Below are 4,585 nucleotides of genomic sequence, written 5' to 3'. Positions count from 1 at the left end.
AGGATCACAGCTTGTTCAGCAGTCTCCTAGGCCTTGGCGGGCACCTCGACGCCCCGCTCCGGTGCCGGTTCGTCGACGGCCGTGGGCACCGTGGACGTCCGGGTGTCGGACCGTGTGTTGGACCGTGTGTCGGTGGCGGCTACCGCCACGTAGACCACGAGGGACACGGCGGCCGCGAGGAACGTCGTCCAGCCGTCGACGCTGGTGGTGACCACCTCGTTCGGGAAGTACAGCAGGGTGTTGTCCACCCCGTAGATCGTCGGGGTGAGGACGAAGAACCCGAGCCGGACCCCCAGGCCCAACACTGCGGAGATCACCAGCGCCCTCGTGCTGACCAGCCGGGTCCACAGCGACAGCAGGAACGGCACCACGAGACTCGCGCACAGCAGGTCGAAGGTCAGGGTGAGAAGGATCCCGGTGTGGTTGACCCGGAGTGCGACGACGATGCCGATGGCCGCGACGGGGACCATCGCCCACCGGGAAGCCTGGAGCACGCTCAACCGCAGGTTCCTCGTGTCGAGGATGGTTCCCACGACGATTGACGAGGACGCAAGGAGGATGCCGCTGACCGTGGTGAGGGAGGCAGCAAGAAGGGCTGAGATGACCAGCATCGCGATCGGGGTGGGCACCGGCCCCGTCAGGAGCTGGAAGAGGATCGGCGACTCGGAGCCGCTGTCCCCGAGCAGTCCCGCCCCGGCCACGGCGACCGCGGCCAGCGGGACACACAGGACCACGGTGCCGACGGCGGCGATCAGGCTGGCGGCCCTGGCGCCCCGGGCCGACTTGGCCGAGGACACGCGTTGGAAGACGTCGATGGCCACCAGGTTGCCGAAGCCCAGCGCGAAGAGCGTCGCCCAGTTGATCGCCGCGCCCGCCGCCGGGGCGGTCAGCTGTTCGAGATCCGAGACGCCCAGCCCCTCGGCGGCGGTGTACCCGGGGCCGAGGAACATCCACAGCGTCAGCCCGACGAACCCGACCCCCATCACCACCATGAGGAACAGGCCCGTGTACACGGACGCGAACATCCCACCGACCATCGTGTAGGCGAGGATCGCCACGGTGACGAACACGATCGCGGCCCAGTAGGGCACCCCGACGAAGTGGTCCATCATGTGCCCCAGGGCGACGAGGTTGCCCGCCATGAGGATGCCGAAGGTGGAGACCGTCAGGACGGCCGACAGGATCTCTCCGGTGCGACCGAACGTCTGCCGGAAGTATCCCGGCAGGGAATACAGTTCGCGCTCCCGCACCTTCTCGGCCACGAAAAGGCCCATCAGGAGGAACGACACGGCGATTCCCAGGGGCATCGCGGCGCCGGCCCAGAATCCGAAGCCGCCCGCGAGGTCCGCCGCTCCGACGGTCGCGTTGGAGTCGATCACCTGGGACATCAGCAGGACGGCGACGAGTGGCACGGTCAGCGTGCGGCCGGCGACCGCGAAGTTGCGGTTCTCTCCCCGCACCCTCTTCGAGGACAGCAGGCCGAGGACGACGAGCAGGGCGACGGTGCCGCCGATGGCGAGACTGATCATCGGGACTCACCCACCAGAGCGTGCTCGCGACCGAGCGAGTACAGGGGACGCGCGCCCTCCGGGAGGGCCACCTCACCGTCCGCGATCCGCCTCCTCAGGTAGGCGAAGCTCTGCGCGGTCTGGGCGAACAGGTGCTCGCCGGAGTGCATCGGCTCGTATGCGGAGTCGTGGGACCCGGAGAACGTCAGGGGAGCGACCACCGTGTCGTAGTCGACCGTGAAGAACAACGGGTACGAATACCGTTCTTGCGAGACCTTCCGGACCCGGTGGGAGGTGGCGACGAAGGCTCCGTTGGTCCAGACCTCGAGCAGGTCTCCGATGTTGACGACGATCGCGTCCTCGCGGTACGGGACCTCGATCCACTCTCCCCGGCCGTTCATCACCTCCAACCCGGGAGCGGTGGGCTTGAGCAGGGTCAACGCCTCGTAGTCGGTGTGCGCTCCGATTCCGGGCCGGTCCTCGGCGTCGGGGTTGTACGGGTAGTGGATCAGCCGCAACTGCGAGGGCGGCTGGGTCACCGACCCGAGGAACGTGTCGGGATCCAGGTCGAGGTATCGGGCGAACGCCGCGAGGAGCCGCGACCCGAGGGTGAACACCTCGTCGTAGTAGGTCATCACCGCCTCCCGGAATCCCGGCACGTCGGGCCATTGGTTCGGCCCGAGCAGCGGGTTGCCGGCCACGTACTCCGGATGGTCCGCCGGCAGATCGATGGACAGGTCGAAGGCCTCCTTGAGGTCGGGGGTGGCGCCGGCGAAGACCTCCTCCCCGACCGGGACGTACCCGCGGTGGTTAGTGGAGTTGCCGATGTACACCTGTTGCTTGACGGCCTCGGGCTGGGCGAAGAACCGTTGCGAGGCCTCGTGCATGGAGCTGAAGGTCTCGTCGGCTACGCCGTGGTTGACGATGAGGAGGAACCCGACGCCCCGGGCGGCCTCGCCGAGTCGGTCGACACACTCGGCTGAGGGCCCGTCGGGATCGGCGAGCGAGGACACATCGATGACAGGGATCGACTCGAAGTCGATCGTGGGACGGTGGGGGTCAGGCATTGTCGGCTCCTGGGTGGGTTGGTCGGGCTGGGTGGATCGGGTCGAAGAACGTGGGGGCACTGGAGAGCTCGCCGGCCTGCCAGGAGATGGCGAAGCGACCGTCGGATCGAGGGGAGAGGGAGAAGAGGGGAGGCTCGGGCGCCGACCACGACGAGTACCGCGCGAGCCAGCCCCGGTCGGTCCGCGACCCGATGTGCACCGATGCCGGCCGACTGCCTGAGGTGTCGGCGCCCAGTGCGAGACCGAAGCGGTCACCGACGCAGACGAGCAGGGCCTCGGTTCCGTGCTCGTCGACCCCTCGGGCCTCCCACACGGGGCCGGGCTCGTCTGAGCAGCGCTGCCAGAGCTCGACGTAGTCGAGTTGTCGGCCCACCTCCAGCAGGCCCCACCCCGGCACGTCGAAGAGTTGACCGATGTCGGCGGAGCCGAAGGCCTCTCCGGCGGCGATGGCGTGGATCCATTCGAATTCGCCGGTGGCCGCGTCCGTGCACTCGAGTCGTCCGGCGAAACCCATGCGGAAGTGCGTCGAGCCTGCGGCGTCGGTGGAGAGCCGAGCGTCGCAGAAGTACTGGTCACCCTGGATCCAGACGACGTCCGAGCACTGGTCGGGGACGGAGTCGCGGGAGTGGAACAGGTGGCGCCGGTAGGCCGCGGGGGCCGGGCGCGGGGCGGGTTCCATGTGACTCCTTCAAATCGATCACTTGATCGGAAGTAGTCAAACGGCGCTTCGTTGCGACGCTGTTACGTCGGCGTCAAAGGATGAGAAATTGGCTGATCCGCGTGTGGAGCCGTCTGGTCGGTTCGACGCCGACAACACACCCCGGTGACCCACGCGATCCACTCGTAGAGTGGCGCCATGAACCTGCTCCTGCTGTCCCTCGGCGTGGGCGCCGTCCCCGCGTTCCTCACCGAGCGCGTGAACCGTCCCGCACCCGCGGTGCGCATCGGGTATCTAAACGACGCCGCCAGCCCCTACGAGGGGGCGGGCTTCGTCGTCGCGGAACGCGCGCAGTTGGCGGATCTGGGCTACGTCCTGGCCGACATCAGCGCCGGCGACATCGACGACCCGAGTGAGTTCTCCGCCGTGCTCGACGGACTCGACGCCGTGTACGTGGCCGGCGGCAACACCTTCGTGCTCCTGGCGGCGCTGCGCCGACACGGTGCGGATGCGGTCCTGACCGGGCGGGTGCGGGCGGGATTGCCGTACATCGGCTCGAGCGCCGGATCGGTCGTCACCGGACCCAGCATCGAGCCGGTCAGCCTCATGGACGATCCCTCCGCCGCTCCCGACCTCGCCGACCGTCGCGGACTCGGACTGGTCGACACCGTGGTGATCCCCCACGCGGACGGAGCTCTCCCGCCCTACCCGCCCGAGCTCATCGCACGGCTCGTGGAGACCTATGGGAGCACCTACCCGCTGACCCTGGTGAACGACGACCAGGCACTGCTCGTGGAGGACGGGTCGGCGCGGTTGATCAGTTCACCTTGACCCGACACCCAGCCGATCCGAGTTCCACCACCCCACGAAGTCTCATCCGTTACAGAGGGCAACCATGCGCATCCCGTTTCTCGACCGCATCCGCGACCGCCGTCAGTACCATCCTGATCTCCAGCTCGCGTCACTGGTGTTGCCCTCGCGAGTGGTGGGACCGCGGACACTGCCGGCGGTGCAGAAGCTGGCGACACTGTTGCCGGGCCTACGGGGAACCGAGACCCATGAGCTCGAGTCGGGTGCGAGCGTGCGCGTCTTCCGCCCCGCTGGTGATCCCTCGTCACCCTCGGCAGGCCTGCTGTGGATCCACGGCGGTGGATACCTCGTCGGTTCTGCGGCGCAGGATGACGTGCTCTGCCGGGCTCTCGCGCGGAGAACCGGTGCGACCGTCGTGTCGGTCGACTATCGATTGGCGCCGCAACACCCATTTCCGGCGGCGCTCGACGACTGTCACGCGGCACTCGGATGGCTGGCCGCTCAACCCGGCATTGGACCGTTCCCGCTCTGGTGGACACCCG

At 68.2% G+C, this 4,585-nt stretch carries 5 protein-coding genes; 2 read left to right on the top strand and 3 right to left on the bottom strand.

Annotated features, from left to right (window positions below; all coding sequences use genetic code 11):
* Positions 1-26: 26 nt before the first annotated feature.
* From CEY15_RS17410 to CEY15_RS17400, 3 genes are read right to left on the bottom strand one after another with little or no spacing between them, the layout of a single operon-like run.
* Positions 27-1,529, bottom strand: a complete 1,503-nt coding sequence (locus CEY15_RS17410) for a sodium:solute symporter family transporter (protein WP_095719467.1) — start codon at positions 1,527-1,529, stop codon at positions 27-29.
* Positions 1,526-2,575, bottom strand: coding sequence for an isopenicillin N synthase family dioxygenase (locus CEY15_RS17405; protein WP_095719466.1), 1,050 nt, complete (start codon positions 2,573-2,575; stop codon positions 1,526-1,528). Before CEY15_RS17405 ends, CEY15_RS17410 begins: the two co-directional genes overlap by 4 nt.
* Positions 2,568-3,254: a hypothetical protein gene (locus CEY15_RS17400; RefSeq protein WP_095719465.1), complete on the bottom strand. Its 687-nt coding sequence runs from the start codon at positions 3,252-3,254 to the stop codon at positions 2,568-2,570. The genes CEY15_RS17405 and CEY15_RS17400 overlap by 8 nt, the downstream gene beginning before the upstream one ends.
* 177 nt (positions 3,255-3,431) lie before the next feature.
* On the opposite strand from CEY15_RS17400, the gene CEY15_RS17395 reads away from it, so the two are divergent.
* Together CEY15_RS17395 and CEY15_RS17390 are read left to right on the top strand one after the other, a co-directional pair.
* On the top strand, positions 3,432-4,064 hold the full coding sequence (locus CEY15_RS17395; RefSeq protein WP_095719464.1) for a Type 1 glutamine amidotransferase-like domain-containing protein: 633 nt from the start codon (positions 3,432-3,434) through the stop codon (positions 4,062-4,064).
* A 64-nt stretch (positions 4,065-4,128) separates the two neighbouring features.
* Positions 4,129-4,585, top strand: a 457-nt coding sequence (locus tag CEY15_RS17390; RefSeq protein ID WP_176475184.1) for an alpha/beta hydrolase fold domain-containing protein, incomplete at its 3' end; no start/stop codon positions are given.

The organism is Dietzia natronolimnaea, from assembly GCF_002289575.1.
Taxonomy (GTDB): Bacteria; Actinomycetota; Actinomycetes; order Mycobacteriales; family Mycobacteriaceae; genus Dietzia; species Dietzia natronolimnaea_A.
Note: the sequence above shows the minus strand (reverse complement) of the source record. Positions and strands in the feature narration are given on the sequence as shown.

Bases quoted from the DNA above. Each gene is read 5' to 3' on its own strand.
- CEY15_RS17410 (WP_095719467.1), bottom strand. From the start codon at position 1,529: ATGATCAGTCTCGCCATCGGCGGCACCGTCGCCCTGCTCGTCGTCCTC.
- CEY15_RS17405 (WP_095719466.1), bottom strand. From the start codon at position 2,575: ATGCCTGACCCCCACCGTCCCACGATCGACTTCGAGTCGATCCCTGTC.
- CEY15_RS17400 (WP_095719465.1), bottom strand. From the start codon at position 3,254: ATGGAACCCGCCCCGCGCCCGGCCCCCGCGGCCTACCGGCGCCACCTG.
- CEY15_RS17395 (WP_095719464.1), top strand. From the start codon at position 3,432: ATGAACCTGCTCCTGCTGTCCCTCGGCGTGGGCGCCGTCCCCGCGTTC.